The 826-nt window shown below is 68.5% G+C and carries 1 protein-coding gene and 1 pseudogene; both read left to right on the top strand.

Annotation, left to right across the window (positions count from 1 at the left end; genetic code table 11):
- Positions 1–404: M23 family metallopeptidase (locus U9980_RS26065; RefSeq protein ID WP_322770350.1), on the top strand; the 404-nt coding region annotated here is incomplete at its 5' end.
- A 107-nt stretch (positions 405–511) separates the two neighbouring features.
- Positions 512–826 (top strand): annotated as a pseudogene (locus U9980_RS26060) (DUF1727 domain-containing protein); the annotation flags it as partial.

The raw sequence follows: 826 nt of genomic DNA, 5'->3' as shown, positions 1-826 counted from the left end.
CACGCGGTCCGGTGGGGGGGTCGGGCTGGGTGATACCGACGATCGGGATGATTTCGCGCGGCTTCAACCCCACGGCCGGCTCCGGGCGTCACCTCGGGCTTGACATCGCCGCGCCGCTGGGTGGTCCCATCATGGCCGCGGCTGCCGGGTATGTCCTCTACGCCGGGCCGGCATCCGGTTTTGGAAACGAAATCGTGCTTCAGCACGGGGACGGCGTCGAGACCGTTTACGGTCATATGAGGGTGTTCACGATTCGAGAGGGAACGGTTGCTGCTGGTCAGCAGATCGCCCTGGTAGGGAACGAAGGCCGGTCAACGGGCCCTCATCTGCACCTCGAGGTGCACGTCGGCGAACGGCCGATGGATCCGCTGGTGTGGCTTCGTGAGCACGGCGTCCCGATCTGATGATCTTCCGGTCGTCGGTGCGGGTGTCGGTCCGGGCCGCTCGCCCCGTCGACATGCACGGGGGTAGCTGTAACAGGCGAGGCGAGTCGTGGCACGCTGATGAGGCGATGACCACACCATCCCCACGCCGGTTCTCCACCCGCACCCGCGCCGCACTCGCGGTGGAGAAGCTTGCGTCCTCGGCCTCCCGCCGGCTGGGACGCGGATCAGGCGAGATGATCGGCGGCAAGCTGGCGCTCCAGGTGTCCCCGCAGATTCTCACCGAGGTCGCGGCCGGCCGGCTGGCGGCATGCGTCAGCGGAACCAACGGCAAGACAACGACCACCCGGCTGTTGGCCCGCGCGCTGGGCACTCTCGGCCCGGTGAAGAGCAACAGCGGTGGCGCGAACATGGCGCCGGGAGTGCTCGCCGCGCTGTCCCGG

Origin of the sequence: Protofrankia sp. Cr1, from assembly GCF_963555865.1 — a bacterium.
In the GTDB taxonomy this organism is placed as follows: domain Bacteria; phylum Actinomycetota; class Actinomycetes; order Frankiales; family Frankiaceae; genus Protofrankia.
The sequence above is the reverse complement of the archived record's forward strand: the minus strand, read 5'-3'. Positions and strand labels throughout refer to the sequence as shown.